Genomic DNA, 15,506 nt, shown 5'->3' with positions numbered 1-15,506 from the left:
CGTCTAATAACACTCTTCAACAACCAAAACATTCAATTTCTCAAATATCGCCGCTTTTTAATTATTTAAAACTTTTTTTCAATTGTCTGAAAAAGTTATTTTATACCTCATATAAGTGTCATCTTTCATTTCTAAAATTTTTCTCTTTACATTTAACTCTATTTATTTGTATTTATCTTCTTCTATCTGCTAATAATGCGATAGCCTTGTCGACAATGACAAATCAAGTCATACATGGTAGTGCACCGTATTTAACTTTGGATGGTGGAATTACGAAAACAGAGAGTTTAGAAGAATTGTTAAGCATAACGTTATCAAATAATAAAAGCTATATTCCACAGGGTATAAACAATGGGTTATATCCTAGTGGTATAATAGATTTTTCAAGCGAAATCAACCCTATTGAGTTACCGAATAAAGCTGATACGTTTGAGAGTGTGCAAACAATAGTACCTGTGGCAAACTACCCACGCATTAACCTAGCTGAGTTGGTTGGAGAACCATATAATTATGGGAAAGACGATGATGGTGATGGGCGTGTGAATGCAACAGGTAGCTTAACGATTAAGTGGCAAAATAAAAAAGGCGAAGATATTACTGATGAGGTTAAAGCACACCCAAATAAACTATTAAATATTTGTAATGCACCTTATAAACTAACATTAACAGCAACCGATGCTGAGTTATGGACACCGTATGGTATACCAAAAGGGAGCCATTTTTCTGGATCTAGCCACTCATATTACATTAAACCAAAGATTGATATACCTTTAGTGTGCTATGCTCAACCTAATTTAAACAATGGTACGGGCGTATATGCGGGTCCAAAAGAACAGTGGAGTGAAAATGATGGATTTAAATTACAAAGCCTTAGCGATGCATCAAAGAATTTCCCTACAACTGGAGCAAATAATTTATATTTTAAATTAATACTTGCAGGTATGACTGCAAGACAAATGATTGCTATCAATGGCAGTATAGTAAGGCCAGTATCAGGTATGGGGATTACTCTGTCATTAACTGCTGAAAATAATGCATTAGACGAAAATGTTGTTCGGGTGACCTTAAAAGGACCAACAAAAGACTCGATGAATAAAATGTTTAAACCAGCAAGATTTGAACTTTATCGTGATATGGCAAAAAACTTGATATATCAATTTAAAATAGATCGTTGGTTTATCGTAAAATCAGGAGATACAGGTCAGCATTACGATAATGCGGTTTCGTTTTGTAAAAATCTTTCCTCACCACAAACGTATTTTGTCCCTGCAGCACAAGATTATACAAATGCAAATGGTTATGATTGGAATTTAGGGGTGCCAGGACAAGGAAATACGTATCAACGTAGAATTAGTTATTGGAATAATTCTCAATGGGTTGGAGGGTTGTTTAGTGAATGGGGAATTATTTATGATTATCGTGATGCAGGTTGGGATTCAGGTGACTATTGGGTAACAGATGTCTCTCAAGAAGGTAGAAGATACAATGTTTTCGCTCGATTGGGTGATGTAGATATTCACTTCTGGAATAATTCTAGTGATAGGGTTGCTTGTGTTGCTTGGTAAACGCTTAATAAATTTATTTACATAAGAATAATGTGAATAAATTTTGTTCCTTTGGATTTATACAGCAAATTTAAAAATGCTTGTTAATAAAGATAAAAAAGAAGTCCCTATAATATTAAATTTTTGATAGTGACTTCTTAGATAACAAATGGCATAGTATTTTACTTTTTTAAAAAATTTGATATCAAAATATTTATAATGTGGTGGATAAAATATTGACATTATATATTGCTAACCTATCTACTTAATCATTGCTCCATTGAATTTTGATTAATTTAATAGCACTTTTCGTTTTTAGTTTGTTTATTCATCTTTTAGTATTATTATCAACATAATTTCATATCAACATTAGGGAATGATGTGAGTAAATTACAGAATAAAACAAGCAAATGCGATTTTTTACAAAAACCGATAACAATTGATGATGTAGCTGCCCTGACTAATAATATACAATTACCTTTTTCCTACGTTGAACCAAGTACTAATGCTAATAGTACAATTTCAAATCCCACCGATGAAGAAAAAATTGTTTATAGTGCGTGTTTAGTTAACTGCGGTAGTCGCTGTCCTTTAAAAGTCCATGTTAAAAACGATATTATTACTAAAATAGCGTCAGAAGATGGGGTAAATGATGCCGTTTTTGGTTTACATCAAATCCGCCCTTGCCTTCGCGGTAGATCTGTTCGTTGGCGAACTTATGATCCAGATCGTTTAAAATATCCTATGCTACGCATTGGTCAACGTGGTGAAGGTAAATTTAAACGTATTTCATGGAGCGAGGCGATTAATTTACTGGCAGATAAATTGAAATATACTATTAATCGGTATGGCAACGAGGCAATTTATTACCAATATGGTTCAGGAACAACTGGCGCTAATCTTTCAGGTCGTAATGCATGTCAGCGTTTTTTAAGTACGATTGGTGGTTTTTTAAATTATCATGGTGATTATTCCAGTGGGCAAATTTCGGCTATTCGACCTTATATTTTTGGTAATGCTAAGGATTCTTTGCTTGATCAAATAAAGCATTCCGATTTAGTTGTGATGTTTGGGCATAATATTGCCGAAACCCGAATGTCAGGTGGAGGGCAAGTTACAGAGCTTTTTCATGCATTAGAACAGAGCAACGCACGGGTGATTATTATTGATCCGCGTCATAGCGAAAGCGTGGTGGCTTATAATGCCGAGTGGATCCCAATTATTCCCGGTACCGATGCCGCATTAGTTGCCGCAATTGGCTATACATTACTTGAGCAAGATCGCATTGATGAAAACATGCTTAATCAATATTGTATTGGTTGGAGTGCCGATTCTTTGCCTGATAGTGCGCCACCTTATAGTGATTATAAATCTTACCTTTTAGGATTAGGCTATGACAGAATGCCTAAAACACCAGAATGGGCAGCTAAAAAAACCGGTATTCCGGCTGTACAAATTCGTAAATTAGCGATGGAGATTATCAATGCTAAGGCAGCTTGGATTTCGCAAGGTTATGGTGTACAGCGTTGGCAAAATGGCGAACATACCGCTCGAGCTATTATGATTTTACCCATTATAACCGGTCAATTTGGTAAGCCGGGTACCAATATCGGCACGTGGGGTGGTAGTATTGTTTATCCGATACCTAGCTTTAATTTGCCAAATCCAGTAAAAACTAGCATACCTTTCTTTTTGTGGACGAAAGCAATTGCAGACGGCCCAAACATGACAGCTAAAAATGCTTACCTAAAAGGTAAAGATAAGCTGGATGTTGGTATTAAATTTATCTGGAATTACGCCGGTAATGTAATGGGAAATCAGCATTCGGATCTTAATTATACCCATCAAATTTTACAAGATGAGTCTAAATGTGAATTTATTGTTGTTTGGGATACGCATATGACCGCATCAGCCAAATATGCCGATTTATTATTACCGGATGTTTCATCAGTTGAAAATACTGATTTAATTAATAATTCTTATTCATCTGGTGCGTATAGCTATCTTATTCGTATGCAACGCGCAATTAAGCCACTTTGGGAAAACCGATCAGCGTATGATGTGTTAACCGAACTGTCCGAGAAAATGGGCGTAAAAGATAAATTTACCGAAAACCGTAGTCAAGATGAGTGGATAGCGTATTGTTATGAGCAGTTACGAAAACGTGAACCTCATTTACCCCCTTTTGCCGATACTGACGGTATGGGAGTAATTGATCGTAAACTTGCTGATAGTGATACTCAAATTGGATTAAAAGCCTTTAGAGATGATCCAATTAAAAATCCATTAAATACGCCGTCCGGAAAAATTGAGATCTATTCTGAAGCGCTAGCTAACATAGCCAATGAATGGGAACTTGATGTAGACGATATACTCTACCCCATTCCGGCGTATTTACCTGCGATTGAAGGCAGTGAAGATAAACTCAAACGTAAAAAATATCCGTTGCAACTTATCGGTTTTCATACCAAAGGGCAATGCCATTCCAGTTACAGTAATTTACCGCAACTGCGCGAAGCGGTTGCTAATAGTCTTTGGATTAATCCATTAGATGCTGAGCAAAGGCAAATAAAACATGGCCAGTTAGTTGAGGTTTATAATGACCGCGGTCGGCTTTCTATCCCTGCTAAAGTCACACCCAGAATATTACCGGGTGTCATTGCTATTCCGCAAGGGATGTGGGCAAAAACCAATGAGATAGGGATTGATATTGGCGGTTGTATTAATCGCTTAACATCATTGCGTCCAACAGTACTTGCAAAAGCGAATCCCCAGCATACCAATTTGGTTGAAGTCAAACCATTATTAAACATCATAAATTAAACAACGGATAATAAAAATGCAATATGGATTTTATATTGATTCTTCAAAATGCACCGGTTGCAAAACTTGCCAACTCAGTTGTAAAGACGAAAAAGATAATGCATTAGGTGTTCATTTTCGCCGTGTTTACGAGTATGGCGGAGGTACTTGGCAGCAAGTTGATGGTATGTGGCAAAACGATACTTTTACCTACTATTTATCCATCTCATGTAATCATTGCCAAGAGCCTGCTTGTGTACAGGGTTGCCCTACAGGTGCAATGCATAAACGATCACAAGATGGCTTAGTTGTTGTTAATCAAGATATTTGCATCGGTTGTCGAAATTGTGAAACCCATTGCCCTTATGGTGCACCGCAATTTGATCATCAAAAACAGGTCATGTCAAAATGTGATGGCTGCTATGAACGTGTTGCTGAGGGATTAAAACCTGTTTGCGTTGAATCGTGTCCACAAAGAGCCTTAGATTTTGACGAAATTGACAAACTACGTCAGCATCATGGTCATGAATGTGATATTGCACCACTACCAAGTTCGCAACTCACTAAACCCAATATAGTGATAAAACCCCATGCGCAAGCCAAGGCGTCTGGCAATACTTTAGGTAAAGTACTCAATCCTGAGGAGTTATAAGTAATATGCGCAACTTACCACTAGTGTTTTTTTACGGTTTTAGAACAATTAACTAATGACATAGTTTTGAGGAGATATTTCTTTGAATAAAATCGCTTCTATCACATTAGCAAAGCTACTTGGTGCTTTTTTTTATTATCCACCAAATAGTAACGTTACTACGCCATTAATGCAGGCATTATTACATATTAACCATTTGGTTAAGTGGCCAGATCCTGCTTTTATTGATAAGCAGTGTAGTATATTGGCTAATCATATGGATGATCCTGAACTTAACTATCAATTTTCATTACTATTTGAAGGTCAAGGAACGATGCCGGCACCGCCGTGGGGTTCATTTTACCTCGATAAAGAACACCTATTGCTAAGTGAATCACAAGCATACTATCGTAAATTTTTGCAACAACATGGTTTGACACTCAATACAGGCATAAATGAGCCAGAAGATCAATTTGGATTAATGCTAATGGCCTATGCCATGTTGCTTGAAAATAATAACGCTGTAGTGGCAAAACAATTAATCAATGAACATTTGATGATTTGGTCTTCTGCCTATCTAAAAAAGCTAAAGCAAAACAGGGTTAGCCCGTTTTATCAAGCTTTAGCGGAGATTGTTGATCAATATTTACAGATGCTTTAATGACATAATATGCATGCTCATTGATCAAAAGCTAGTTATTTTATTCAAATATTCATTTTGTTTCGTTATAAGAGATAACCTACGATATCATAATATTGCAGCTTTTATCGTAATCGGTATAATGCCTCCTCTGATTTTTAAGGTAAATAATATTGATGTTAGCTTATATACAATTAATGCGGTTAGACAAACCAATTGGCACCTTATTACTACTTTGGCCTACACTCTGGGCAATTTGGCTTACTGGCTTACCTTATACTTATATCACGCTCATTTTTATTTTAGGTGTATTTGTTATGCGTGCAGCTGGCTGTGTAGTCAATGATTATGCCGATCGCCGTTTTGATGCACACGTTGAACGGACAAAAAATCGCCCCCTTGCCCGTGGTGCATTGACCGAAAAAAACGCATTATTGACCTTATTTATATTATTATTTATCGCCCTTTGTTTATTATTAACTTTAAATAAACTCTCTTGGTTGATTGCCTGTTTTGCATTATTAACCGCACTTATTTATCCTTTTATGAAGCGTTATACCCATTTACCACAAGTCATATTAGGCATTGCATTTAGTTGGAGCATTCCGATGGTATATGCGGCAACCATTGAGCAGTTTCCGTTAACCTGTTGGTTGCTTTTCTTCACCAATATATGTTGGACAATTGCTTATGACACTGAATATGCCATGGTCGATCGCAATGACGATGTAAAAATTGGCATCAAATCCACCGCCATCTTATTTGGATGTTATGACAAATTAATCATTGGATTATTGCAGATAGTTTCAGTTATTGGTTTATTATTTATTGGTTTAACTAATCAGTTATCACAGATCTTCTATATTGCTTTATTACTAGCCACAGCACTATTTATTTACCAACAATGGCTAATAAAAGATCGAGTTCGAAACAGATGTTTCAACGCGTTTATGAATAATAATTATGTGGGTTTTATCGTGTTTTTAGGTCTGTTTTTTGCTTAAAAATTAAAGGTATTTGTGAGGTTATAGATTGATTGGTATAAATATCGCCATGATAAAATTTTATTTAGGGCTCCCTTTTGCTATTAAAAAAATAATTAAAGCACTTCAACAGTTGCTACTTGTTTAGGTCCCTCATAAATAATTATTTTAAACCCTTTGTTGAGTAAATAACTGGGCGCATTTTCCATTAAAAAATAAGCTTCCCCAAAACCTATTCTTTCGTGAGTATTAATGTTCTCATTATTTTTAACATTTATTACCAATGACCAACTTGTCATATCACCCTGCTTATCTTTAAGCGGTTCAGTGATCGGATAGTATTTTGTATTTATGGGAAGCGTTTGTTTTCCACCTTGTTGTATAGATCGCCAATAAATTTTGACATTAACTGTCGAACGTTGCATTTTTAGATTCCTATTTAGTTATTTGTTATTCTTTTATTTTTCAATATGTGTACCAATTTATTTAAAGGGCTTCTTAATAATAAATTATCAAATTTTACTTAGCCATAAAGATTCTTTTGTGTTTAAAAAAGACAGATCTTACATACTCCCATTGTGAGAGGAAAATTTATATAGAAAATTACACTTGCTTCAATTTTAAGTGGTAGGTGTCTACCTTCTTATAAATATATCACTAAATTGCTCAATCATTTCTTTTGTGACGATATTATTTTTATAATCTGTTAAGTAACTTTTGTTTAATTTGCTATAACCATTTTTATCCAATTTATCCACCTGCCAATTGCAAACAGGGCATAGTTCAAAAAGAGCATCTTCAGCGCTTTCGAACACCATAAATTGGCAACAAACACAAGCTACCCCTGATATTTCACTATCTGGATGATCAATAATCTTGATTTTATTACCGGTAATTTGCTCGATTTTTGTTTCGAGATAACGATTTTTGAATAACGGTGAGGGTTTATAATTATCAAGAATATCATTATTAAATATTGCTTGTTTAGCATGCTCGCAAGATTGCTGGTTTATCATGCCATTTTCAAATAAATACGTTGTTCTAGCTTGTAAGCTTAAACTAAATAACGCATGATAACTTAAAAAATTGATGACCTCATCACGCAAAAAAGATATACACATAATACTGCTATGTCTCTATTAAGCTCATAATTAAATGAACGCTATAGTGCTAATTACCTATTTAGAAAGAATATAATTACCACAAACGGTCATTTTTTGAAATAAATGTAAAGCACAATTGAAACTATAACCCAACTCCATATAACAATATCTAGCTGGCGATTTTTCTTATATTTTTTGTCAAGAGACTGTAATACCTCATCCAAAAATAAAATAAAACGGTTAAATGAATCAAATTGCAATGTTAATTCTTGCTCTACGACTGACCAGTAGTAAACACAACCATTATCTTGAGGCCTTAATGAAAGCAGGTAACAATTCAAGTTTAGATCAGAAGCAAAAGGTAGCATATCTTGTAGCTGCGGAAAATCTCGCCTAAACTGCGCATAAATATTTTCTATTGTAAGGCCATATTTTATGCTAAAAAAATTAATCAAAAACTTGTCATCAACATAATTACTCATTTTACTATCAACTTGTATAAAAGTTCCTCCGTTAAATTGGCGGTAAAAGCTGATAAAATCATCGGGAATTTTATTCCCAACTAATTGACTAAATTCGTTGAGTTCTTCATCAGTTAATTGCTGTTGTGTTTCTTCTAGTTTCAATACCATCTGTTTTTTCTTTTCACCAAAACCGTATCAACTAAAAAGCATGACTTATTATTTTTTTATTTAATAGCTTCATCATGCACTTTTTATTATTTGAGTTATAAATTGATTTCATCGATAGTTTGCATTACTCGTGCTGTAATTAAAGGCTTAAGTATTGTATTCATGGTTTCAATTTTTGCTAAGTTGGTATCATTCTGGTCATCTAAATAACCTTGCTCTCGTAGTGATGCAACTAATGTTGAAAAGACACCTTTGTCGAAGAATTCCGGAGCATTAATACCATGCAAAACAGATAACCTCTCAGCAATGAGTCTCGCCTCTTTTTCTAGTGTCGCACGGCTAATCGTTGGATCTTTTTGCAATAAAGAAAACGCAATGGCATAACGTTGCAATGTATCTTTAGATGATGACGCAATTAACTGTAAATCCGACATTTTTAAATAATTCAATGTTAATTTATCTGGTGAATAGCTGATGAGGTTTAATTCGGCATACGTTTTAATAATTTTATTCACATATTCAGTAAGTTGTTCTGCATTATGATAAACAAATAGTTCTGATTTGATTAAAGGAAAAATTAGTTTTACCTGTTCTAGCACTTCAGTAGATGAAATTCGATTATGTTTGAGTAAAATTCTCGCCACGATAGCAGGAATAATCAGCAAATGCTGAATATTATTTCGATAATAAGTCATTAAAACCGCTTGTTCGGAAGTAAGACCGACGATTTCGCCAGCTTCATCTGTTGTGATAACAAATTTCCCCATTTCTTTGGCATGTTCATACAATTCTTCTGGTGTTTGATCTGGAATAGTTATCAAATCTGAATAAGGAATACTTTTTAATAATTTTAACAAATGATCTATCTGTTCAATTAACCTAACTTTAGTTAGCGCTCGTTGATCTGCCGCTAATAATATTGAACAACATAAATTCATCGCGTTGATTGCCGCTGATGAATTAATATGCTCCATAATTTGCTTAGCAAGTAAGTTAGTTGTTGGTGTCAACCATTGTGGGCGTTGGGTGCCGGTTGGTTCGATAGCATCTCGCCATTCTGGTATATGTTGGTTCAAAAATTGGTTTAACGGTATCGGTTGACCAAAATTGACATAACCAAACCCCAATTTTTTTAGTTTTAAAAATGCTTTTATAGTACGCCATAAACTCTCTTTTTCTTTTTTTGCTCCTCGTAATTCATTAGCATAGGTAGCAACTTCTAGTACATGCTCATAACCAATATAAACGGGCACAACAGTAATTGGTCTTGCATCACCTCGTAATAATGTTTGAATTGTCATCATTAACATGCCTGTTTTAGGATCGAGTAACCGACCGGTACGTGATCGCCCACCTTCAACAAAATATTCAACAGCATAACCGCGGATAAAAAGTTCAGCTAAATATTCTCTAAAAACCGAAGTATAGAGTTTATTACCTCTGAATGAGCGGCGAATAAAAAATGCACCTAATCGCCTAAAAATAGGACCTGCGGGCCAAAAGTTCAAGTTAATGCCAGCTGCAATATGGGGCGGGACTAGCCCTTGTCGATAAAGTACATAAGATAATAATAAGTAGTCCATATGGCTACGGTGACAAGGGGCATAGACAATTTCATGACCATTTTGCGCTAACTCACGAACAGGATCAGCATTTGTCACTTTTAACCCTTGATAAAGCCTATTCCACGCCCAAGTGAGGACAAAATCTGTAACTCTTAGCATACGATAAGAAAAATTAGCCGCAATTTCATTTAAAATGACTAATGCATTTTTTTGGGCTTTATCAAGACTCACATTTTTACTTTTGGCTTCTTCTTGTATAGCTTCAGAAAGTACTTGTTTTTTGAGTAAATTATTTAACATTGCTTGACGAACAGGAAGTTTAGGGCCAATTGAGGCCATGCGCTGTTTTGCAAAATGAATCCGTGCAACACGTGCTAATTTATGTGCTAAAACAGGAAGATCTTGCTGTTTATCCACATGAATATCTTTAAATGAAACCGTGCGAGAAAATCGCGTATAACAGTCTCTGCCTAGCGTAATTATTTTAAAAAACTTACTGGTTGCACCAAGCACTTGTAGTGATAACTTTTTTTTCCCTTCAATATCGGGACGACGCCCAAACATTACCGAAACAGGTAACATTTGGATATCAAGATCATGATTTTGTTGATGTGCCGAAATATAATCTCTTAAAATTTCAATCGCTTTGTTTTTTTGTTGATTAGAGGCAAAAATACCTGGCCCTTTATCAATATAGAGATAAGCAGGAATGTTTTTACCATTGATATCAATGCCAACTAATGGATCAGGTAAATTATATTGTAAACAAAGAGAACGAATGACCATCAAATCAATTTGAGAGTTATAAGGTAACACATATAAAATTGGTCTGTCGGTATCAAGGTCTAATTCTGTTATTGGATCGGTAGGAATCGGTTTACTTTTAACAAAAAGTTTGACCAAGATTTGGATAAGAAAAAAATAAACTTTAGTCCACCAAGAAAACATAAAAAATAAACCTCATACTTTTGCGTTATTGATATACCTAACTAATTTTAATTATTTAACCCATCAACCAAACAAAAATAAAAGTTTTGCTTGTAAAGCTAGATAGTGTTTTTATGTATTAAAAAGAGCAATGAATTAAGTATATACTTGTTACCGTTTGACCGTTAACAAATTTGCACAATCTTTAGTCCATGTAATTTTAGGTAAATAAAAAACAGATTATAACGTTTTATTGCTATCAACGCCACGAATCTACTTGGCTTTTATCTTCAATATTAATCCTGTAATATTGATTAGATAATGAGTTGATTAATCCTTGCCTACATAAACATCTTTACAAAAAGGTGTTTATTTTTATAACACTCTTTTATTTTTTGTAAAAAAGATTATCTTATTAGACACCCAAGATAACTTCCCTCTAATTGATTAAAAACAATGAAATTATATGGCCTTTCTAGCACCAAAATTAGCTGTGCATTTATATCAGCATGTATAAACACCCCTTATAACACAACTCGTTTTATCAAGGATTTAATAGCGGGAATAACTGTCGGTATTATTGCTATACCACTAGCAATGGCGCTAGCAATTGCTAGTGGCGTACCACCACAGTATGGTCTATACACCGCAATTATAGCGGGCTTTGTGATCGCATTAACGGGCGGATCACGTTTTAGCGTTTCAGGTCCTACTGCAGCATTTGTGGTTATTTTATACCCGGTATCGTTACAATATGGATTATCTGGATTACTCGTTGCAACATTACTGTCTGGCATATTTCTTGTATTAATGGGATTGATTCGACTAGGGCGATTAATCGAATACATTCCATTACCCGTGGTATTAGGTTTCACATCAGGTATTGCCATAACTATAGCAACCATGCAAATTAAAGATTTCTTTGGCTTAACGCTTGAGCATATGCCAGAGCGCTATATTGAAAAAGTTATTGAGTTAACGAAAACACTACCCACCATAAATATTGCTGACACTATAGTCGGAACAGTAACACTGATAGTGTTAATTGTATGGCCAAAACTTAAAGTCAAAATATCGGGGCACTTACCGGCACTGGTTGCTGGCATTGCTGTCATGTTTATTTTTAATCAATTTGGTTATCAAATTGAAACCATTGGTTCACGATTTACCTATACGCTAGCCGATAATACAATAGGTCATGGCATACCCTCTGTATTACCAGAATTTATTTTACCTTGGCAGCATGCTGAATTTAATTGGGATTGGTCAACACTGACCGCCTTATTACCGATTTCGTTAACCATGGCAATGTTATGCGCAATTGAATCGCTATTGTGTGCTGTCGTATTAGATGAAATGACGCATACCAAACATCACTCAAATAGCGAACTTATTGGTCAAGGTTTAGGAAATATTATTGCGCCCTTTTTTGGTGGCATTTCAGCAACAGCAGCTATCGCGCGGTCGGCGGCAAATGTCAAAGCCGGTGCAACATCGCCGATTGCTGCCGTTTTGCATTCACTCGTTGTGTTACTTGCACTAATTTGCTTTGCACCTGCATTATCGTTTATCCCACTTTCTGCAATGGCTGCATTGTTACTTATCGTCGCATGGAATATGAGCGCGGTTCAACGCGTCATTTATATTATTAAATGTGCGCCAAAAGATGATATATTGATTATGCTTATTTGCATGTCGCTCACAGTTCTATTTGATATGGTGATTGCAATTACACTCGGGATTGTGCTTGCATCAATTCTATTTATGCGCCGTATTGCTCGAATGACTCGCTTAGTTGAGCTAAATCGCAGTGACGATAAAACTTTAGTGTTACGTATTAATGGGCCACTGTTTTTTGCTGCTGCTGAACGCACATTTTTAGAGATCTATCAAAAGATTAATGGATATAAGCACATAGTGCTACAATGGGATGCAGTACCTATTCTTGATGCTGGTGGACTTAATGCTTTAATACATTTTATCGATGAACTACCTGAACATGTTGATTTATCAATTTGTGAATTACAATTTCAACCATTAAAAACATTAGCTCGCGCCAAAATTGTTCCAATTTCTAATAAACTCATGTTCTATTCGACGCTAGACGAAGCACTGAAAGATAAAAGTTAATTCTCAATTTAGTTTTATTATATTGACTAATTTATATGCACAGTGAAAGTTTGCATAAAAACGCATTACTGTGCAATAAATTGTACCTTCATGACCTTTCTTTTCATTTACTCATCGCTGTTAACAGACTAAGGTCTTTGCAGTGGTTTGCATTTGAAATCCAAAATTAACTCATAAAAATAGGTAAATAACATGATATCTAACGAACACAAGTTCCACGCTCTTAAAGAAAAATCAAGCTGGTTTATTTTAGTCGGTGTTATTTTAATTGTATTAGGGTGCTTAGCATTAGGTTATCAGTTCATTGCAACCGTTTTTTCTATCTATTTTATTGGTACATTAATTCTCATTGCAGGTATTGCCCAAGCACTACATTCTTTTAGCATCAAAAGTTTTGGTCAATCAGCCTTATGGGCAGTAATGGGAATTTTATATATTTTTATTGGATTAATGTCATTTTTCCAACCCGTTGCTGTTTCATCTGCCTTAACATTAGTGATGTCGTTCTTGTTAATTATGGGCGGCTTTACCCAAATATTTGCGGCTCTAAATAACCGCAATTTACCTCGGTGGGGATGGGTTTTAACCTCTGGGATTATTACATTAATTTTAGGATTTATGATTATTGCAGGTTGGCCGTATGACAGTCTTTGGATATTAGGTATGTTTTTAGGTATTGATCTTATTTTCCAAGGTTGGGCATATGTCGTTATCGGCTTTGCACTAAAAAATCGTTAATACCTAATATTTTTTATTTTGCTACTCCCAATTTAAATTTCACAAATTGTGAGTAGCAACAAATAATATTCGAGCCTATCATTACTAAACCAACTAAAATTAAATTTTTTAATTTTGTTTAAAGCTCATTATTTATATTATTTATAGCTTTTATTCGTTTTTGCCTTTACTTCTTGCATTGTCTGTAAAATTCGATGATAGTTATCAAGCCTTGATGGGGCAATTTGACCGTCTTGCATTGCTTTTTGTAGCAAACAACCTGGCGTATCAAGGTGATTACAATCACGAAAGTGGCAACCACCTAAATAATTGTCAAATTCTTTAAACCCCCTAATTACCTGTTCTGGCTCTAAATGCCATAAGCCAAATTCGCGGATCCCTGGTGAGTCAATAATATCGCCACCATTTGGTAAGTGGTAAAGCCGAGAGGATGTGGTTGTATGTTGACCAAGACCTGATATTTCTGAAATACCTCCAGTCATCGCTGATTGTGATTGATGAGGTAACAGTAAATTAATAATACTTGATTTACCTACGCCTGACTGCCCAACTAAAATAGAAACCTTACCTTGCAAGGCATCTTGCAATACCGCAATACCTTGTTGATTTTGGCATGAAACATATAATAATTGATAACCAATATGAGTATAAATCGCCAATTGTTTTTCAACATTAGCGCGTTGCTGATCATTGAGTAAATCAATTTTGTTTAAAACAATAATGGGTTGTATATCAGTACTTTCACAAGCCACTAAATAGCGATCGATAATATTTAGTGATAGTTCTGGCAAGACAGCCGAAATAATCACGATTTGATCAACATTTGCGGCAACGGGTTTAACACCATCATAAAAATCAGGCCGAACAAGTTCAGAATGCCGAGGATGAACCGCTTCAATAATACCATTGGTGTTCGGCTCTAAACTTTCGCGCCACAAAACTTTATCGCCAGTGACTAACGACGGTAACGTGCGCCGAATACTACAACGATAAATCAGGCCTGCATCATCTTCGACATCAGCCGATTTACCAAAACGACTTATCACAACACCATCACGAGGGGATGAAAAATTTGATAGACTTTCATCTTGTTTTATAGCTAATCGTTGCTGGTGTTTTGCCGCTACGCGCCTTTTTTGATTTTGGGAGAGTTGATTTTTTGCCATAGCACTCATTTTTTACTAAAACAGATTGTCAGTTATGCTACACTACTCAGTATCAAAAAGAAAATGTCTATCGCAAATTATGAGCAAACAACCACAAATTAACAGTAGCAATCTTATTTGGATTGATCTTGAAATGACAGGACTTAATCCAACCACTGATCGCATTATTGAAATTGCAACCATTGTTACCGATTCTAATTTAAATATCCTTGCTGAAGGACCTGTAATTGCCGTTCATCAATCTGATGAGCAATTAGCATTAATGGATGAGTGGAATCAAAATACCCACGGCAAATCAGGACTTATTGAGCGCGTTCGTACAAGTACTATTAGCGAACAACAAGCCGAACAACAAACCATCGAATTTTTAAAACAATGGGTACCTGAAAACAGCTCACCAATTTGTGGTAATACTATTGGGCAAGATCGTCGTTTTTTATTTAACTATATGCCTAATTTAGAACGTTATTTTCATTATCGTTATTTAGATGTTAGTACAATTAAAGAATTAGCTAAACGCTGGAAACCTGAAATGTTAAAAGGGATTAGCAAACAGAGTTCGCACCAAGCGCTTGATGATATTCGTGATTCGATTGCCGAACTGGTTTATTACCGCGAACATTTTTTTGATCTAACCAAATAATT

Annotated in this window: 13 protein-coding genes; 8 read left to right on the top strand and 5 right to left on the bottom strand. The window is 35.2% G+C overall.

Features of this window, described 5'->3' with window-relative positions; genetic code table 11:
- The first annotated feature begins 215 nt into the window (after window positions 1–215).
- From ACYIAL_RS09950 to ubiA, 5 genes are all read left to right on the top strand, one after another.
- On the top strand, window positions 216–1,565 hold the full coding sequence (locus ACYIAL_RS09950; protein WP_174797742.1) for a hypothetical protein: 1,350 nt from the start codon (window positions 216–218) through the stop codon (window positions 1,563–1,565).
- Between the two features lie 360 nt (window positions 1,566–1,925).
- Window positions 1,926–4,367, top strand: a complete 2,442-nt coding sequence (locus tag ACYIAL_RS09945) for a DMSO/selenate family reductase complex A subunit (protein WP_483751589.1) — start codon at window positions 1,926–1,928, stop codon at window positions 4,365–4,367.
- A gap of 16 nt (window positions 4,368–4,383) precedes the next feature.
- Window positions 4,384–4,998: a DMSO/selenate family reductase complex B subunit gene (locus ACYIAL_RS09940; RefSeq protein ID WP_483751588.1), complete on the top strand. Its 615-nt coding sequence runs from the start codon at window positions 4,384–4,386 to the stop codon at window positions 4,996–4,998.
- Between the two features lie 82 nt (window positions 4,999–5,080).
- Window positions 5,081–5,638, top strand: coding sequence for a TorD/DmsD family molecular chaperone (locus tag ACYIAL_RS09935; RefSeq protein WP_483748474.1), 558 nt, complete (start codon window positions 5,081–5,083; stop codon window positions 5,636–5,638).
- A 155-nt stretch (window positions 5,639–5,793) separates the two neighbouring features.
- Window positions 5,794–6,621 (top strand): 4-hydroxybenzoate octaprenyltransferase, encoded by an 828-nt coding sequence (ubiA, locus tag ACYIAL_RS09930; protein ID WP_483751587.1) that lies wholly within the window; start codon window positions 5,794–5,796, stop codon window positions 6,619–6,621.
- 95 nt (window positions 6,622–6,716) lie between these two features.
- Here ubiA and ACYIAL_RS09925 read toward each other — a convergent pair whose 3' ends face one another.
- From ACYIAL_RS09925 to plsB, 4 genes are all read right to left on the bottom strand, one after another.
- Window positions 6,717–7,025, bottom strand: coding sequence for a hypothetical protein (locus tag ACYIAL_RS09925; RefSeq protein ID WP_483748476.1), 309 nt, complete (start codon window positions 7,023–7,025; stop codon window positions 6,717–6,719).
- A gap of 210 nt (window positions 7,026–7,235) precedes the next feature.
- A complete protein-coding gene (locus ACYIAL_RS09920; RefSeq protein WP_174797737.1) occupies window positions 7,236–7,721 on the bottom strand; it encodes a CPCC family cysteine-rich protein in 486 nt (161 codons plus the stop codon).
- An 89-nt stretch (window positions 7,722–7,810) separates the two neighbouring features.
- Entirely contained in the window at window positions 7,811–8,335 is a 525-nt protein-coding gene (locus ACYIAL_RS09915) for an SMI1/KNR4 family protein (RefSeq protein WP_174797736.1), read from the bottom strand.
- Window positions 8,336–8,430: 95 nt separating this feature from the next.
- Complete coding sequence (gene plsB, locus ACYIAL_RS09910) at window positions 8,431–10,848, bottom strand: glycerol-3-phosphate 1-O-acyltransferase PlsB (RefSeq protein ID WP_174797735.1); 2,418 nt, start codon at window positions 10,846–10,848, stop codon at window positions 8,431–8,433.
- Between the two features lie 435 nt (window positions 10,849–11,283).
- On the opposite strand from plsB, the gene dauA reads away from it, so the two are divergent.
- Both dauA and ACYIAL_RS09900 read left to right on the top strand, forming a co-directional pair.
- The gene (gene dauA, locus ACYIAL_RS09905; RefSeq protein WP_174797734.1) at window positions 11,284–12,957 is read left to right on the top strand and encodes a C4-dicarboxylic acid transporter DauA; all 1,674 of its coding nucleotides are present in this window, start codon (window positions 11,284–11,286) and stop codon (window positions 12,955–12,957) included.
- A 192-nt stretch (window positions 12,958–13,149) separates the two neighbouring features.
- Window positions 13,150–13,695 (top strand): HdeD family acid-resistance protein, encoded by a 546-nt coding sequence (locus ACYIAL_RS09900; RefSeq protein WP_174797733.1) that lies wholly within the window; start codon window positions 13,150–13,152, stop codon window positions 13,693–13,695.
- Between the two features lie 137 nt (window positions 13,696–13,832).
- On the opposite strand, the gene rsgA is transcribed toward ACYIAL_RS09900, so the two are convergent.
- The gene (gene rsgA, locus ACYIAL_RS09895) at window positions 13,833–14,861 is read right to left on the bottom strand and encodes a small ribosomal subunit biogenesis GTPase RsgA (RefSeq protein ID WP_174797732.1); all 1,029 of its coding nucleotides are present in this window, start codon (window positions 14,859–14,861) and stop codon (window positions 13,833–13,835) included.
- Between the two features lie 79 nt (window positions 14,862–14,940).
- Here rsgA and orn point away from each other — a divergent pair, with 79 nt between their 5' ends.
- Complete coding sequence (orn, locus tag ACYIAL_RS09890) at window positions 14,941–15,504, top strand: oligoribonuclease (protein WP_065638472.1); 564 nt, start codon at window positions 14,941–14,943, stop codon at window positions 15,502–15,504.
- Window positions 15,505–15,506 lie beyond the last annotated feature (2 nt).

The sequence above is a fragment of the Gilliamella sp. X-57 genome, assembly GCF_057063565.1.
This window is presented reverse-complemented; position numbering and strand designations above follow the sequence as displayed.

Coding starts and splice junctions, on each gene's coding strand:
- ACYIAL_RS09940 (WP_483751588.1), top strand. CDS start 4,384: ATGCAATATGGATTTTATATTGATTCTTCAAAATGCACCGGTTGCAAA.
- ubiA (WP_483751587.1), top strand. CDS start 5,794: ATGTTAGCTTATATACAATTAATGCGGTTAGACAAACCAATTGGCACC.
- ACYIAL_RS09925 (WP_483748476.1), bottom strand. CDS start 7,025: ATGCAACGTTCGACAGTTAATGTCAAAATTTATTGGCGATCTATACAA.
- ACYIAL_RS09915 (WP_174797736.1), bottom strand. CDS start 8,335: ATGGTATTGAAACTAGAAGAAACACAACAGCAATTAACTGATGAAGAA.
- plsB (WP_174797735.1), bottom strand. CDS start 10,848: ATGTTTTCTTGGTGGACTAAAGTTTATTTTTTTCTTATCCAAATCTTG.
- dauA (WP_174797734.1), top strand. CDS start 11,284: ATGAAATTATATGGCCTTTCTAGCACCAAAATTAGCTGTGCATTTATA.
- ACYIAL_RS09920 (WP_174797737.1), bottom strand. CDS start 7,721: ATGTGTATATCTTTTTTGCGTGATGAGGTCATCAATTTTTTAAGTTAT.
- ACYIAL_RS09950 (WP_174797742.1), top strand. CDS start 216: ATGACAAATCAAGTCATACATGGTAGTGCACCGTATTTAACTTTGGAT.
- orn (WP_065638472.1), top strand. CDS start 14,941: ATGAGCAAACAACCACAAATTAACAGTAGCAATCTTATTTGGATTGAT.
- rsgA (WP_174797732.1), bottom strand. CDS start 14,861: ATGGCAAAAAATCAACTCTCCCAAAATCAAAAAAGGCGCGTAGCGGCA.
- ACYIAL_RS09900 (WP_174797733.1), top strand. CDS start 13,150: ATGATATCTAACGAACACAAGTTCCACGCTCTTAAAGAAAAATCAAGC.